At 62.1% G+C, this 14,579-nt stretch carries 14 protein-coding genes and 1 riboswitch; of the genes, 4 read left to right on the top strand and 10 right to left on the bottom strand.

Annotated elements, in window-relative coordinates:
* Window positions 1-11 precede the first annotated feature (11 nt).
* The 5 genes from LB577_RS21960 to LB577_RS21940 all read right to left on the bottom strand — a co-directional run bounded on the left by LB577_RS21960 (window position 12) and on the right by LB577_RS21940 (window position 4,847).
* Complete coding sequence (locus tag LB577_RS21960; RefSeq protein ID WP_224688331.1) at window positions 12-764, bottom strand: glycosyltransferase family 2 protein; 753 nt, start codon at window positions 762-764, stop codon at window positions 12-14.
* Complete coding sequence (locus LB577_RS21955; protein ID WP_224688329.1) at window positions 761-1,810, bottom strand: serine kinase; 1,050 nt, start codon at window positions 1,808-1,810, stop codon at window positions 761-763. The genes LB577_RS21960 and LB577_RS21955 overlap by 4 nt, the downstream gene beginning before the upstream one ends.
* A 52-nt stretch (window positions 1,811-1,862) precedes the next feature.
* Window positions 1,863-2,294 carry a PqqD family peptide modification chaperone gene (locus tag LB577_RS21950; protein ID WP_224688327.1) on the bottom strand — a complete coding sequence of 144 codons (432 nt, stop codon included), beginning with the start codon at window positions 2,292-2,294 and terminating at the stop codon, window positions 1,863-1,865.
* 147 nt (window positions 2,295-2,441) lie between these two features.
* Window positions 2,442-3,542, bottom strand: coding sequence for a hybrid-cluster NAD(P)-dependent oxidoreductase (locus tag LB577_RS21945; RefSeq protein WP_224688325.1), 1,101 nt, complete (start codon window positions 3,540-3,542; stop codon window positions 2,442-2,444).
* A 57-nt stretch (window positions 3,543-3,599) separates the two neighbouring features.
* Window positions 3,600-4,847, bottom strand: a complete 1,248-nt coding sequence (locus LB577_RS21940; RefSeq protein WP_224688324.1) for an aromatic ring-hydroxylating oxygenase subunit alpha — start codon at window positions 4,845-4,847, stop codon at window positions 3,600-3,602.
* Window positions 4,848-4,960: 113 nt separating this feature from the next.
* A riboswitch (cobalamin riboswitch) is annotated at window positions 4,961-5,163 on the bottom strand.
* Window positions 5,164-5,655: 492 nt separating this feature from the next.
* On the opposite strand from LB577_RS21940, the gene LB577_RS21935 reads away from it, so the two are divergent.
* From LB577_RS21935 to LB577_RS21925, 3 genes are all read left to right on the top strand, one after another.
* Complete coding sequence (locus LB577_RS21935; protein WP_224688321.1) at window positions 5,656-5,871, top strand: DUF680 domain-containing protein; 216 nt, start codon at window positions 5,656-5,658, stop codon at window positions 5,869-5,871.
* 78 nt (window positions 5,872-5,949) lie between these two features.
* Window positions 5,950-6,147: a DUF680 domain-containing protein gene (locus LB577_RS21930; protein WP_023765596.1), complete on the top strand. Its 198-nt coding sequence runs from the start codon at window positions 5,950-5,952 to the stop codon at window positions 6,145-6,147.
* Between the two features lie 65 nt (window positions 6,148-6,212).
* Entirely contained in the window at window positions 6,213-6,458 is a 246-nt protein-coding gene (locus LB577_RS21925) for a DUF680 domain-containing protein (protein WP_224688319.1), read from the top strand.
* A 73-nt stretch (window positions 6,459-6,531) separates the two neighbouring features.
* Here the strand turns inward: LB577_RS21925 and LB577_RS21920 are convergent, their stop codons facing one another.
* The 5 genes from LB577_RS21920 to LB577_RS21900 form a co-directional block, all read right to left on the bottom strand.
* Window positions 6,532-7,644, bottom strand: a complete 1,113-nt coding sequence (locus LB577_RS21920) for an ABC transporter ATP-binding protein (protein WP_224688317.1) — start codon at window positions 7,642-7,644, stop codon at window positions 6,532-6,534.
* Window positions 7,645-7,670: 26 nt separating this feature from the next.
* The gene (locus LB577_RS21915) at window positions 7,671-9,335 is read right to left on the bottom strand and encodes an alpha-glucosidase family protein (RefSeq protein ID WP_224688315.1); all 1,665 of its coding nucleotides are present in this window, start codon (window positions 9,333-9,335) and stop codon (window positions 7,671-7,673) included.
* Between the two features lie 4 nt (window positions 9,336-9,339).
* Window positions 9,340-10,494: a carbohydrate ABC transporter permease gene (locus LB577_RS21910; protein WP_224688313.1), complete on the bottom strand. Its 1,155-nt coding sequence runs from the start codon at window positions 10,492-10,494 to the stop codon at window positions 9,340-9,342.
* A gap of 1 nt (window position 10,495) precedes the next feature.
* Window positions 10,496-11,509, bottom strand: coding sequence for a carbohydrate ABC transporter permease (locus LB577_RS21905; protein ID WP_013891616.1), 1,014 nt, complete (start codon window positions 11,507-11,509; stop codon window positions 10,496-10,498).
* Window positions 11,510-11,744: 235 nt separating this feature from the next.
* Window positions 11,745-13,100 (bottom strand): ABC transporter substrate-binding protein, encoded by a 1,356-nt coding sequence (locus tag LB577_RS21900; protein WP_224688310.1) that lies wholly within the window; start codon window positions 13,098-13,100, stop codon window positions 11,745-11,747.
* A 361-nt stretch (window positions 13,101-13,461) separates the two neighbouring features.
* Here LB577_RS21900 and LB577_RS21895 point away from each other — a divergent pair, with 361 nt between their 5' ends.
* On the top strand, window positions 13,462-14,484 hold the full coding sequence (locus LB577_RS21895) for a substrate-binding domain-containing protein (protein ID WP_023765591.1): 1,023 nt from the start codon (window positions 13,462-13,464) through the stop codon (window positions 14,482-14,484).
* Window positions 14,485-14,579: the final 95 nt, after the last annotated feature.

The following is a 14,579-nucleotide window of genomic DNA, read 5'->3' as shown; positions in this document are numbered from 1 at the left end:
CGCCCGACATATCACATGAACCGCCAGTCGGCGGAGTCTTTCAGGTCGAAAATGCCGTCGACCGTATGCAGCGAGGGATCCGCCTTGCGCCGCTTCATCGACTTGTAGATCGCACGCATGTACTCGCGAAGCGGTACGCCGGGCTCCCTGGTCATGTTGCCGGGGTGACGTCTGTAGTAGAGCGCAATGGTGTCTGGCATCACGAATCTGGGGCCGCTCTCAAAGACGCGCAGCAGGTAGTCTGTATCTTCGGCCTGACGGAATGCCTCGTCGAAGCTGCCGATCCGGTCGATAAGCCTCCTGCTGAATGTTCCTGCCGCCAAGGAAAGCCCTCGGGCGATCTTGCGGCGGCTGCCAGGAGTCGGCTCCAGCATTTCGTCGTCGAGATCTTCAACCATCATCATCAGGGAATAGGTCAGGTCGAGGCTCGGATCGGCTTTGAAATGGACGAGGTCGGCCTTGAAGCGTCCGGATGGCGAGATGTCATCGGAGTCCAGGAACGATACGAATTGCGTCTGTGGCTGCAATTGGCCAAGACCGGTGTTGCGCGCACTTGCCACACCCTGGTGGGCCTGGTGGAAAAGCCGGATGCACGATGCTTCCCGCATGACGGCGCGGACGATGTCCACGGTGCCATCCGTCGACCCGTCATCGACGACGATGACATCGAGCTCGGCATCGTCCCGCTGCCTGAGCAGCGATCGCAAGGCCGCAACGACATAGTGCTCGCGGTTGTAGACAGGCATGATGACGCTCAATCTCACGCGTTGCTCCGCATGATGAAATCCGAAATCGTGCCGGCGATCTCCTGTGGGTGCGTCCCCAGCGAGAGTTGGTAGCATGGCAGCTGCCGGGTGAGGTCGCTGAAAAAGCGAAAGCCGCTCTCGCGCTCGCCAGGCATTTGCGAGATGCCGGACGGCGCCAGTGCAATCATTGCCTCCTTGCGCGACACGGGCATGATCGAACTTGCCTCGCCCCCACTGATATGAGGCACCATCAACGCGACGATGTCCAGCCGCGCGGGTATTGCCCGTGCCGCAAGGTCATCGATGCGGAACTGGTGCTTGCCTTGCCAGTTGAGCGGACCATAGGATTTCAGCCGGTGTTTCAAGCCCAGCCGCTCGAAGCCCTCGGGATCCTGCTTGAGCGTGGCAAACAACGGATGCGCGGTCGGCCCGTTGGCAAGGTCGATCAGCACATAGTCGTCGCCGACACTGTCGAGCCCGTTGAGCAGGCCGGCGACGACCGTTCCCGATTTGCCGGCGCCGCCTGCTCCGGCGAGCAGAATTCCCTTGCCGCCGACACCCAGCGTGCCCGCATGGGCCAGCCGCATGCCGCGCGCCGCATATTCCCAATGCAGGAAGGGGCGGAGCGGCGCCCCCGGCTCCCAAGGCGGGAACCTGTCATCGGCGGTCATCAGTTGCACGCCCAGACGGCGATCGGGGTCGTAGAACTGCCAGAAATCCAGGTCGTGGAAATGGTTGCCGCGCAGTCCGGCTTCCGCCAGCCGGCTGGCGAAGGCATGCTCCGTGAAGGGTCCTTGGCCCCAACTGGCTGGCGCCGCGATGCCATCCACGCCGGGATGCGCGACGAAGATGCGGCAGGTGTTGGCAGCCGCCCCATTGCCCGGAGCAGCGACAAAGCCGTGAACGACGGCATCCGCGAACGCGCCGGCACTCAGATGCGCGGTCAGCTCCAGATGCGGCAGGCCCACCGTGCGCGTCAGCGGATAATACGCGGCGCTGCTTTCGGCCTGCGCCAGCACATGACGTGCGTAGTCCGCCAGGTTATCGAGAGTGACTTTCGGCATGGTTTGCCTGTTCCGACGCCGTCCAGCGACGAGAGTGCCTGATGCGCGCGCCTCAGTTGGCCTGCTTCACCGCGGGCCAACCGAGGGGTTCCTCGACCTCGTGGATGGGGTCAACGACGATGAGATCGGCAAGGTCGTCATGGATATCGACCTTGAGGGGCTCGCTGGCACCCGCAAGCTGAGCCAGCAATTCGCTGGGAACCGGTTTTGCAGCGGCATCGGTCACGGCCGCCAGCAAGCCGAATTCGAGCAATTGTGAAACAAAGCCGTCAATCTCGGCGGCACCCAGCGCGCCGGCTGCCGTTGCGGCTCCGACCAGTTCGGAGGCAGGCACGCCGGACGACAGCGCATCCCAAAGCCTGCTGCCTGAATCCGAGAAGCCGAAATATTTGCCCGTCGTCAGGTCGAGAACGACGGCTTCGCCGTCGAAGGATTCAAAGACGATGTCCTTGCTCGCTATGGCATAGATGCCGGATTGTCGCATGTTTGCTCCCCGCCGAAGCAGGCCGCGGAGATGATCCTCGACCCTCACGGTCAACCCTACCGTTGTAGAGGCGTCTAACCATTTGCAGGGTTTTTGGCAAGATGGCCCGCAGGCCCGGCGGGCGCGACCGCAGGCCCTGCCTGCTGGTTACGCCTCGATTTCCAGTGCCGACAGCGGCTTGGAGCAACAGGCCAGGATGAAGCCGTCGTCGATCTCATGATCGAGGATGCCGCCATTGTGGCTCATCTCGACATCGCCGGAGACCTTCTTCACCTTGCAGGTTCCGCACAGGCCGAATTCGCAGGCGGCGGGGATCCGCACGCCCGAAGCGCGCGCCGTCTGCAGCACCGTCTGGCCGGCGAGGCATTCGGCGTCGACCTCCGAAAGCGAGAAGCGGATTGGCGTTGCCGCTTCGACCGGAACAACCGTGCCGCCTTCCGCAGGCGCCGCGAACGGCGCCGGGACCGCCTCCACGGCAGGGGCCGCAAAGCTCTCCTGATGGTATTGCGTCATGTCGAAGCCGGCGGCTTCAAGCATGCCGCGCACGGCGCGCATGAAGGGATCGGGGCCGCAGCAGAAGATTTCGCGCTCGCGGAAATCCGGGGCCAGCAATGGCAGCCGGATCGCGTCGATGCGGCCCATATGCCCGTACCAGCCCTCGCGGCTGGAACGCTCCTCGATCATGAAGCCGAGCGACAGGCCGGGCATATGGCCGCCGAGCAGTTCGAGCTCCTTGCGGAAGATGATCTCTTCCGCGCGCCGCGCGCAATTGACGAAGCCGACATCGGTCCAGGGCGCGCAGTCGTTCAGCCAGCGCAGCATCGACATCATCGGTGTCACGCCCGAACCGGCCGAGATGAACAGATATTTGGCCGCCGGATGGCTGTGCAGCGAGAAATCGCCTGCCGGCCCGTAGGCCTTGACGTGCGAGCCGGGCACCAGATGGTCGAACATCCAGCGCGTGCCGATGCTGCCGGCCTGCGCCTTTACCGTCACCGCGATCGAGAATGGCCGCGACGGTGACGATGACAGCGTGTAGGTGCGCATCAGCGGCCCGTCCGAAGTCGGCAGCTCCAGCGTCACGAACTGGCCCGGCTTGTAGCGGAACCAGGTCTGGTTGTCGGACCGGAAGGTGAAGGTCTTCACGTCGGGCGCCTCATCGCTGACGCCGATCACTTCCAGCACCTGGAGCCGGTCGTTCCACGGCGCCATCTGGTCGAGATGGCGATAGAGGCCAAGATCGGTCATCGCATTCATCCTCTGGTCCTTCTTGCCCTGCTCATGTCGTGTTTGGGCAACATGAGCTCACGCAACGCTGCGCAGCGCCGGCTTGCCGTCTTCGGCAAGGCGCGGACCGATGAAGCGGGCGTACCAGTCGACGAACTGGATGACGCCTCCCTCGTGCAACTCCGAATAGGGGCCGGGCTCATAGGCCGGCGACAGGATGCCGAAGGCGTTCTCCTCGACGATGCGGCGGTCCTGGTCGTTGGTCTCGGTCCACACATGGGTGAGTTCGGTGAGATCGTAGTCGACGCCCTCGACCGCATCCTTGTGGACCAGCCATTTGGTCGTCACGGCGGTTTCCGTGGCGCTGATCGGCAGCACGCGGAAGGTCACGGCATGGTCGATGAGGATATGGTTCCATGTCGTCGGGTAGTGATAGTGCATCAAGGTGCCGATGCGGTCGGCCGAGACGTTGTCGGAGAGGTTCTTCCTCACCGCCCGCTTGCCGCTCATCGTGTAGCTGACGGCATCGCGCAGCAGCGGCGCGCGGGTGGCGCGATACTGTCCGGCCGGATCGATGCGGAACTTGCTCGGCAGGCCGGCCGCCTCGCATTTCGCCCAGTGCGCCAGCATCTCCGGATCGCTGTCGGCGCCCTGCACGCCGGTCACGGTCGGTGCTTCCGGGAACGTCTTGCACAATTCCGGGTGATTGCCCGCGCAATGATAGCACTCGCGGTTGTTTTCCCAGACGAGCTTCCAGTTGCCCTTCTCGATGATCGTGCTCTCGAAGGCGATCTTCGCCTCGCCGAGCCGGTGCGGCTTGAGGTAGGGTTCGATCATCGCCCGCATCGGCGCGAAGTCGGCCGGCTCCTTCGCCAGGCAGATGAAGATATAGCCGGCGACGCTTTCGCAGGCGACCGGCTTCAGCCCGAACTGGCTCTTGTCGAAACCCTCGGCCATCTGGCGGGCGAACAGCAGGCGGCCGTCCAGCTCATAGGTCCACTGGTGATAGGGGCAGACCAGTTTGGCGGCCATGCCCTTCTCGGTGTTGCAGACGCGGCTGCCGCGGTGGCGGCAGGAATTGTGGAAGGCGTTGATCTTGCCCTGCTGATCGCGCACCAGCACGACCGGATAGTCGCCGATCTGCACGGTGATGAAGCTGCCTGGCTTGGGCAGCTCGCAATCATGGCCGATGAACAGCCAATCGCGATACCAGATCAGCTCCATGTCGAGCTTGAAGTAGTCCGGATCGGTGTAAAAGGGCTGTTCCAGCGAAAAGCCCTGTCTGCGGCTGTTCAAGAGCCTCAGCATGTCGTTGCGAGCATCCATGTCCTGTCCTCATATCCAAGGACTGAACTGGTGGTGATGGAGGAAGGATCGGACGCAGGCCGGCGCCAGCCGGGCATGCATCATCCACCCCTTGACCGCCCACCGCGATCAGTCGAGTTCTAGCAATCTCGGGCTGGTTTCCGGGCTCTGGAGTCGTCCTTGCGGACCATCGCGACACCTTCCCAGGCTTTCGCCCAGTGGTCTCCCGTTGCGACTTGAACTCCACCACCGTTGCGGGGGCAGCGCCGGATTCTGACCGGCTTCCCAATTCTCCACTCCGTCGTCACGAAGCGGCACCTGAGATGGCGTGATCTAATCACGGCATGCATCGCGGCGTCGGCATGAAAACGACATCGCATCCATGCGGCGCGACACGCATGCAAGATCGTCCGTACAAGGATCGCGACCTTTGAAACCGGCTCGTCGCCAGCACCCCAAACGTTGTTTTTCGATCCTTGGCCGGAGCCAAAGAAAGGTTAACAGTTTCGAAAAGTGACTATTAGCGAAACCTAAAATCGAACCGAACGGTTCGTTTCTGTTGACGGTGCGTGCAGGATGTTGTGAACGCTGGGCCTCCGACACAGTTGGTGATAGCTCCCTTGATCCTTCTAACTAATTGATAAAAAAAGCAAAAAAATTGATGTGGAAGCCGGTGGTACAATTTCAAGTGGTGGATTCATGGTCCACGCGGAACAACTTCGTGATTGGAAACGGCCATCTGGCTTTCCCAAATCGGGGCTGTCCGAACGACGCGATTTCATCCCAAGACACGCCGCTAGACGGACGGAAAAATACTGGAGTGCCCAAAATGAAAAAGATTGTTCTCACTGCCGCCGCCCTTCTGGCCATTTCCGGCAGCGCCTTCGCTGGTAGCGACCATTATAGTTCGGACCATTACGGTTCGAATGCGACCCCTGCAGCCACTGCCGTCGACAGCTCGTACACCGCTTCGGTCAAGAAGTCGGAACCGGCTGCTCAGACGCCTGTCCAGGGTGCCGACCACAACCTCTTCGGTAACCACTAACAGCCAACCGCCGGTTGACGGCTGCTTGCCCGCCGTCCTGGCGAACTCAAAAATTCATCAAAATTCAGGAGACTTGAAATGAAGAAGATCATTCTTGCTGCCGCCGCCGTTCTGGCCATTTCCGGCAGCGCTCTCGCCGGCAGCGACAACTATGGCGCCAACCAGCCTGCCGTGACGTCGACCGACAATTCGTACACGGCTTCGACCAAGAAGTCGGAACCGGCTGACCAGAAGCCTGTCGTCGGCGCCGACCACAACCTCTTCGGCAACAACTAAAGCCGACCCGGCAACGGCGGGTTTGCCCGCCATGCCGTGGAATTCGAGACTTCAGGAGACTTGAAATGAAGAAGATCATCCTTGCTGCCGCCGCCGTTCTGGCGATTTCCGGCAGCGCTTTCGCCGGCAGCGACAATTATGGCTCCAATGGCGCCAACCAGCCTGCCGTGACTTCGACCGATGTGGACGCTTCGCATACCGGTTCGATCCGCGACAGCGGCTCGCCTGTCTACAAGCTGCTCAATTCGTCGGGCAACGTGCAGAAGCCGGCCCCTCAGAGCAACGACCGGGACCACTTCGGCAATCACTAACAGTCGAAGTCGGTTTTAAAAATGAGCGGCGGGCATGGCCCGCCGTTTTTTGTCGTTGAGGCCGGCTTTTAGCTCAAGCCGCCTTTGCTTCCGCCTCGTGCAGCGCGAAGGACCGGCCATCCGCGTCGAAGATATGCAGGTCCTCGGCATTGGCGCTCAGCCGCAATGTCGAGCCGCGCTTGACCTCGACATTGCCAGGCAGCTTGGTCACCAGCGGCAGGTCGGCGCGGCCGATGTCGACATAGACCAGCTGGACCTCGCCGAGCTGTTCGACATAATCCACCGTGCCTTCGAACAGATAGTCCGTGCCGCTGGCGATGATCAGGTCCTCTGGTCGCACGCCGAAGCTTACCGCCGCGCCCTTCGCCGAAGCCGGTGTCGCGATCGGCACCGTCGCCTTGCGGCCGCCGACATGGCTGACGATTGTCGGGTTTCCGGTCTTGTCGATGGTCGCCGGCAGGATGTTCATGGCCGGCGAGCCGATGAACTGGGCGACGAACAGATTGCCGGGCTTCTTGTAGAGCTCCATCGGCGTGCCGACCTGTTCGATATGGCCTTCCTTGAGCACGACGATGCGATCGGCCAGCGTCATGGCCTCGACCTGGTCATGGGTGACGTAGATCATGGTCGTGTTGGGCATCGATTCCTTGAGCTTGGCGATCTCGATGCGGGTGGCGACGCGGAGCGCCGCGTCAAGGTTCGACAGCGGCTCGTCGAACAGGAACACTTTCGGATTGCGCACGATGGCGCGACCGATGGCGACGCGCTGGCGCTGGCCGCCCGACATCGCCTTGGGCAGCCGGTCGAGGTATTTGGTCAGCTGCAGGATCTCCGCCGCCTGGCGCACGCGCCGGTCGATCTCGGCCTTGTTCTCCTTGCCGATCTTCATCGAGAACGCCATGTTGTCGTAGACGGTCATGTGCGGATAGAGCGCGTAGGACTGAAACACCATGGCGATGCCCCGCTTCGACGGTGGCACGTCGTTGACCACCTCGCCATCGATCTTGAGCTCACCTGAGGTGATTTCCTCGAGCCCGGCTACGGAGCGCAGCAGGGTCGACTTGCCGCAGCCCGACGGACCCACGAAGACGATGAACTCGCCCGATTTGATATCGAGGTCGATGCCGTGGAGAATGTTGAGATTGCCGTAGGACTTCTTCACTTGCCTCAAATTGACATCGGCCATTGGTTCCTCCCAGTGATTCCTAAAATTCAGTCGATGCGTCCGAACCAGGCGCCGTAACCGCCGAGTTCGATCGAACCGGTGCTCGCCTGCCCGGAAAATCCGTGTCCCGGCAAAGGGTGCAGTGATCGTCCGCCAAGGTCAACCTTGGCCGGCTTGGCGCCAAGGTTGAAGACACAGACGATCTGCTCGTTGCCGGCCCGGCGGGTGAAGGCGACGGTGTCGCCCTGGCTTTCGATGAAGGTGATATCGCCCTTGGCGAGCGCGGGGTGGGCGCGGCGGAAGGTGAGAAAGCGCCGGTAGTGCTCGAGCAGGGAAGTCTCGTCGCCCTGCTGCACATTGACGGCCTGCGACAAATGCTTGGCCGGCACCGGCAACCAGGGTTTTGCTAGGGAAAAGCCGCCGTTCTTGGCGCTGCCATCCCACACCATGGGCGTGCGGCAGCCGTCGCGGCCCTTGAATTCCGGCCAGAAGCGGATGCCGTAGGGATCCTGCAGATCCTCGAAGCGCAGTTCGGCCTCGCCGAGGCCTAGCTCTTCGCCCTGGTAGATGCAGACCGAGCCGCGCAGCGACATCAGCAATGCCGAGATGACCTTGAGATAGGCGGTCGGATCGGCTTCGCCAGCCGCCCAGCGCGAGGCCGGGCGCATCACGTCATGGTTGGAGAACGCCCAGCACGACCAGCCGTCGGTTGCGACCTTGCCGAAGGTTTCCAGCACCGAACGGACCTTGGCGGCGCTGATCTTTTCCGGCGCCAGGAAGTCGAAGGAATAGCACATGTGCACGCGCTTGCCGCCGGCCGTATAGGCGGCCACCACGTCCAGCCCACGCTGCGAATCGCCGACTTCGCCGACAGCGGCGGTTGCCGGATACTCGTCGAGCAGGGCGCGGAAACGTTCGAGGAAACCGAGGTTCTCCGGCCGGCTCTTGTCGTAGATATGGTCCTGGTAGTTGTAGGGGTTGACCGCCGGTGCCGTCTGGTCGTTGCGCTCCTCGGGCGCCAGCGGTGGATTGTTTTCCAGGCCCTGGCTGTGGAAGTAGAAATTGATGGTGTCGAGCCTGAAGCCGTCGACGCCGCGCTCCAGCCAGAAACGGGTGACGTCGAGCAGGGCGTCCTGGACCTCGCGGCTGTGGAAGTTGAGATCGGGCTGCTCGGCCAGGAAATTATGCAGGTAATATTGCTGGCGGCTGGTGTCCCATTGCCAGGCCGATCCGCCGAAGATCGACAGCCAGTTGTTGGGCGGCGTGCCGTCGGGCTTGGCGTCCGCCCAGACATACCAGTCCGCCTTGGGATTGGTGCGGCTCGACCGGCTTTCCTTGAACCAGGGATGGATGTCGGCGGTGTGCGACAGCACCTCGTCGATCATCACCTTGAGACCCAGCCGGTGCGCTTCCGCCGTCAGCGCATCGAAATCGGCCAGCGTGCCGAACATCGGGTCGACATCGCAATAGTCCGAGACGTCGTAGCCGAAATCCTTCATCGGCGACGTGAAGAAAGGCGAAATCCAGATGGCGTCCGCACCGAGTGCGGCAATATAGGGCAGCCGCTGGATGATGCCCTTGAGGTCGCCAATGCCGTCGCCGTTCGAATCCTGGTAGCTGCGCGGATAGATCTGGTAGATCACCGCACCGCGCCACCAGTCGCGATCGATGGCGAGGTCAGGTTTCGAACTGGCTTTCAAAGCGGATTGCATGGTCTCAGCCTCCTTTCACCGAGCCGGCAAGCAGCCCGCGGACGAAATAGCGCTGCAGCGAGAAGAACACGATCAGCGGCACGATGATGGTCACGAATGCCGATGTCGTCAGGATCTCCCAATCGCCGCCGCGTGAACCAAGCAGCGCATTGAGCTTGGCCGTCAGCACGATCTGGTCTGCTTCCGTACCGAGGAAAACCATCGCCACCAGAAGATCGTTCCATACCCACAGGAACTGGAAGATGGCAAACGAGGCCAGCACCGGGAACGACAGCGGCAACACGATCTTGACGAAGATCTCGAAATCGCTGGCGCCGTCGATGCGCGCCGATTCCATGATTTCGCGCGGCAGGCCGGCTATGTAGCTGCGTAGGAGGTAGATGGCGAAGGGCAGCCCGAAGCCGGTATGCGCCAGCCAGATGCCGAGATAGGTTTTCGACGGTACGCCGAAGAACGAGCCGACACCGTTGTAGAGTTTCAGCAGCGGGATCAGCGACATCTGCAGCGGCACCACCAGGAGGCCGATGATCACCGCGATCAGCAGCGCCCGGCCGGGAAAGCGCATCCAGGCCAGCGCATAGGCCGCGAAAGCCGCGATCAGGATCGGGATCACCGTCGCCGGGATGGTGACGGTCAGCGAGTTCATGAACGAGCGGCCGATGCCTTCCGAAAACAGCACGGACCGGTAGTTGTCGGTGGTGAATTTCGGCGGCGCCGACGAGGCGTAATAGAGGCGCTGGCCGCGGTCGCCCTCGAAAGCCTTGGGCGAGGTCATGACGAAGCTGCCGTCGGCATTGACCTGCAGGGTCACGCCGTCGCCGAGATCGGCCGATGTGCCGGCCGCATATTGCGTCGGTGCCGCCGACTTGACGCCGAAGGCGCTGATGTCGCGCTTGGCGCCGTCGCCGAAGATGCTGCCTTCCAGAACGAACTTGCCGTCCTTCTGGACTTGCGCCGAGGCGGGCGGCAGGCGGCCGGCCTCGGTCTGGGTGGAACTGGCGAACGAATTCCACCAGCCCGAGGCGATGATCTGGTCCTTGTCACGCAGCGAGGAGACCAGGATGCCGAGCGTTGGAATGGTCCAGATCGTCACGAAGACCAGCACCGCGATGTGAACGCCGAAGCGGCTGGCGAAGGAATTTCCGGTCGCGACGGCCATCTCAGTGTCCTCCCGTCTCTTTGTTGGCCTGGCGGATATTCCAGACCATGATCGGGATGACCGCGATCATGATGATGATGGCTATCGTTGCGCCGCGGCCGAAATCGCCGCCGCCGCGGAACATCCAGTCGAACATCAAATTGGCCAGCACCTGACTGTTCCACTGGCCGTTGGTCATGGTCAGCACGATGTCGAACACCTTGAGCACGAGAATGGTGATCGTGGTCCAGACGACGGCGATGGTGCCCCAGATCTGCGGCACCATGATCTTCCAGAAGATCTGGAACGGGTTGGCGCCGTCGATGACGGCGGCTTCCAGCGTTTCCTCGGGAATGCCGCGCAGCGCCGACGACAGGATGACCATGGCAAAGCCGGTCTGGATCCAGATCAGGATCACCATCAGGAAGAAATTGTTCCAGAACGGCAGCGATATCCAGACCTGTGGTTGGCCGCCGAAATGCTGGATGATGGCATTGAGGATGCCGATCTGTACCTGGCCCTCGCCGCGATACTCGTAGATGAATTTCCAGATCACGCTGGCGCCGACGAAGGAGATCGCCAGCGGCAGGAAGATCAGGCTCTTGGCGATCGTGCCCCACCAGATCTTGTCGGTGAGCACGGCAATGATCAGGCCGAGGAAAGTGCAGGCGGCGGGCACCACGGCCAGCCACAACACATTGTTGAGGATCGAGTTGCGGAAGTCGCGGTCGCCGAACGCCCACTGATAGTTGGCCAGGCCGACAAAATTGACGCCGCCGCGATCGAGGAACGACAGCCGTAGCGTCTCGATGACGGGATAGATCAGATAGATGGTCAGGATGATCATCGCCGGACCGACGAACAGCCACGGCCGCACCAGTCCCTGTCGGCGCAGATTGTCGATGGCCGCCGCGCCAGAGACGCCGCGCGACGGAAATATCAGGTCGACCAGTCTGTTGGCGCCCCAAAAATAGGCGACGCAGCCGCCGACGCCGATGATGATGACGAAAATAGCCGAGAAAATCTGAGCCGCCATGGGTCCCTCTCCCTGCGCATGATCGACCAGGCAATGCTGGCGATCGGATGCACCGACTTTCAGTCATTCGGAACAATTGAAACGCGAAGGTTTCCGGCGGAAGCCGCCGGTCGGACCGGGCCGAAGCCCGGATCCAGCATTGGGAGGACGACATGCATGAAACGAAGACCTAAAGCGCGTCGCGTGAATCCGTCTCGACGCGACGCGTTTCTAGGCTGCGGTCACTGCCGGTCGCCTATTTGATCCCGTCCCAGCTCTTCTGGATGTCGGTGGCGACATCCTGGGCGGACTTGCCGCCGACCAGGTCGATCATGCCGGTCCAGAATGAGCCGGCGCCGATCTTGCCGGGCATCAGGTCGGATCCGTCGAAGCGCACTGTCGTCGCGCCGACCAGGATCTCGCCCTGCTTCTTCAGCGCGTCGCTGCCATAGGCGTCCTTGTTGGCTCCCTTGAACGGGGTCACGAAGCTCTTTTGCGCCATCCACAATTCATGCGCGAGCGGCATCTCCAGGAACTTGATGAACTCGTGGGATGCCTTGGAATCCTTGGTGATCATCACCAATGTTCCGGCCACTTCCAGCGGCGTGCCCAGTTCCGGCTTGGAAGCGTAAGGCGGATAGTTGAAGAAGTCCGCATCCTGGCCGAGCTTTACGCCCTCCGGAAAGAAGGAGGGGATGAACGATGCCTGGTGGTGCATGTAGCATTTCGGTGGCACGCTGAAGAGGCCCTTCGGGCTATCGCGGAAGTCCGTCGCGGCGACCGCCTTGGCGCCGCCGTCGACCATCTTGTCGTCGGTGGCGATCTTGCCGAAAATGTCGATGGCGTTGACCACCGCCGGATCGGTGAACGGAATCTCGTTCTTCACCCACTTGTCGTAAACTTCCGGCGGCTGCGTCCTCAGCATGATGTCCTCGACCCAGTCGGTCGCCGGCCATCCGGTGGCACCGCCGGAGCCAAGCCCGATGCACCAGGGCTTGCCGCCATCGGCAATGATCTTCTTTTCGAGCTCGGCCAGTTCCTCCTGCGTCTTCGGCACCTTGTAGCCGGCTTCCTCGAAATTATCGGGCGAGTACCAGACCAGACCCTTCACGTCGATCTTGTAGGGAAGCGCATAGAATCCTGGCTTGCCGTCCTTTCCTGCGAAAGTGCCGAGCTTGGCCCAGGAATCGCCAGCCGCGTAGTTCTCCTTGACCCATGCGGCAACGTCGTCGCCCAACGGGGTCAGCACGCCCTTGGAGGCAAGGTCCTGAATCAGGCCCGGCTGCGGCAGGATCGCGATGTTCGGCGGGCTGCCCGCCTGCGTGTCGATGACGATCTGCTGCTCGTAGTTTTCGGACGAGGAATATTTGATCTCGGCGCCAGTGGCTTCCGCGAAATAATCGAGTACCGAACGGGCAAGCGTCTCGTCCTCACCGCGCCACGGGCCAAAGATCGTCAGCGTCTCGCCCTTGAGGTCAACCTTCTTGAGTTCGTCGAAGTTGGCCCAGTGAAACCGCGCGTCCTCGCCTGGCTTGAACTTCAGTTCGGCCTGCGCGGGCACGTTCAGGGCGAGCGTGGCGAACGCGGCACCCAGCAAAAGCATTTTCTTCATCGGTATTCCCTCCCAGTGGGTCACACACACCGGACGGAACCTCCATTCCGCCCGCCGACGCCGCAGGACTGTGACTCAGTCGCAAGAGAACCGCAACCTTTCGAAGAGTCTTCCAAAGCGCTTTGGCTTTGGTGATCTCGCCATTGAATCGGTCCGGAGTCAAGAGGGTCATGCACTAATCGATTTAATTCGAAGCATTCAGGGTCAAAGAAGTGCGCTGCAGCATGCTTTTTTGGCGGTGCAGCAGCAATTTTTGTTTCAAACCCGCCTCGGGCACGCTTATGGTCATCGCAACATGGCCGCACCTTTATGGTGCTTGGGTCGATTCAATTTAAAAGCGCTTTGGGGATGGAGCCCTCTCGTGAACCTCAAGCAGCTCGCGCATATGCTGGCGCTTTCGCAGACCACGGTAAGCCGGGCGCTGAACGGCTATCCGGAGGTCAACGAGGAAACGCGAAGGCGCGTCATGGACGCCGCCAAGCGCCACGGCTACCGCCCCAATCCGAGCGCGCGGCGGCTGGCGACCGGCAAGTCGGGCATGATCGGCTATGTCCTGCCGACAGGTGCCGCCGTCGACATCGATCCGCATTTCGTTGAATTCCTGTCCGGCCTTGGCGATTATGCGCGTTCGCACGAACTCGACCTCGTGCTGTCGCCGGCCGACGCCGACGACCAGGAGACGACCTATCGGCGCATTGTCGCCAACCGGCAGGTCGATGCCGTCTACATCTCCTCTCCCAAGCCGCAGGACAATCGGGTAGCGCTGGTCAACACGCTGGGCATTCCCTTCATCGTCCATGGCCGCAGCGAAGGCTTCGATTTCGACTATCCCTATCTCGACATCGACAATGAGGGCGCCTTCCACGAGGCCGCGCGGCTGCTGGTCCAGCTCGGCCACCGGCGGCTGGCGCTGATCAATGGCGACGACGGCGAGACCTTCGCCATCCATCGCGAGCGCGGCGTGCGTCGTGCGCTCGCCGCGAGCGGGCTGGCCTTGAGCGAACGCCATGTCTGCTCTCTGGTCATGACAGAGGAGAACGGCTATCGCGCCACCAGGCGCCTACTGGAAGCAAGCGACGCGCCGACGGCAATCGTCTGCTCCAGCCTGATCATGGCGCTGGGCGTCGTGCGCGCGGTGCGCGACCTCGGTCTGAGCATTCCGGGCGACGTCTCCCTGATCGCCCATGACGATGTCTTTCCCTGGCTGCGGCCGGAGAATTTTTCGGTGCCGCTGTCGACGACGCGCTCGTCCATCCGTCTCGCCGGCGCCCGCGTCGCCGAGCGTCTGGCGGCGCGGATATCGGGACTGGAAGAGGGGGCGCGAGGCGAGATCTGGCCGGTGGACCTGGTGATCAGGGGATCGGTCGCCGGGGCGCCCGCATAGGTCGTGCCGACGATTGGCGAAAGCGACGAAGCGAGTAATCTCCCCACTTGCGGGGGAGATGTCCGGCAGGACAGAGGAGGGTGCTGTCCCGCCGA

Source organism: Mesorhizobium sp. B283B1A, from assembly GCF_020165735.1.
GTDB classification, from domain to species: domain Bacteria; phylum Pseudomonadota; class Alphaproteobacteria; order Rhizobiales; family Rhizobiaceae; genus Mesorhizobium; species Mesorhizobium opportunistum.
Note: the sequence above shows the minus strand (reverse complement) of the source record. Positions and strands in the feature narration are given on the sequence as shown.